This is a genomic window from Bartonella sp. AC130YNZD (assembly GCF_042196865.1).
GTDB lineage: Bacteria > Pseudomonadota > Alphaproteobacteria > Rhizobiales > Rhizobiaceae > Bartonella.
Map to the genome: position 1 here is coordinate 1 of NZ_JBHIQZ010000151.1, position 724 is coordinate 724.

Below are 724 nucleotides of genomic sequence, written 5' to 3' on the forward strand. Positions count from 1 at the left end.
TGCCTCTCTAAATAAATTGGCAACCAACCAACACAAGAGACATACTTATTTGTCCCGCAACCAACGAGAGAGAGCAGCACGCACATCAGTATCACTTTTCTGATTAACTTCATTTTCCACCTCCAGCCGTGTTGTTGCTGCCTTTAAGGTTTTTTCTGTTTGCTTTTGCTGTTCTGCCTTTTTTCCAAGGGTAAAAGCTTTTGCCAAAGCCATAAAAAAAGCGGCTAGAGCCGCGCCTGTTAACAGCAGATTTTTTTTCATCCATAAGATCATAGGCGGTGTTCCTGAAAACGTTTAGCAACAAAGAAAATGCCAGCACATGCAGCTAAAACCATGATAGTGGCGAGCGCCCATTGCACTGGACCATTGCCGGCTAATAAGCCACCAAGCCCAGAAAAAGAGCCAATGACTGGTGCAAGGGCTTCGGCTTTGAAAAGCCCTGTTGGTGCTTGCGTTTCTACGGTTTGGTAGTTAGAGGAAACAAAAGCACCTTTCGCCCATAAGCCTGCTTCTGCTGCACGCCTGTGTACAAGACCTTGCAAGCGTTTACCACCAGCTTTGGTCCATTTCTGTAATTCGGTTGGGATTGCTTCATAATCGCCACTATTGAGTTTTTTTAATAGGGTCGAATTGCAAAAAGCTGTTGTTCCTACATTATAGCAAAAGGAGACTAAAGCCGCGAATTGTTCATCGGTTAAAGAAACTTGAACGGCTTGTTCAACGG

At 44.6% G+C, this 724-nt stretch carries 2 protein-coding genes; both read right to left on the bottom strand.

What is annotated here, in order from left to right:
- Positions 1 to 45: 45 nt before the first annotated feature.
- Entirely contained in the window at positions 46 to 273 is a 228-nt protein-coding gene (locus ACFINU_RS10215; RefSeq protein WP_375618856.1) for a hypothetical protein, read from the bottom strand.
- Positions 270 to 724, bottom strand: a 455-nt coding sequence (locus tag ACFINU_RS10220) for a lysozyme (protein WP_375667717.1), incomplete at its 5' end; no start/stop codon positions are given. The genes ACFINU_RS10215 and ACFINU_RS10220, both read right to left, overlap by 4 nt.

Coding starts and splice junctions, on each gene's coding strand:
- ACFINU_RS10215 (WP_375618856.1), bottom strand. CDS start 273: ATGATCTTATGGATGAAAAAAAATCTGCTGTTAACAGGCGCGGCTCTA.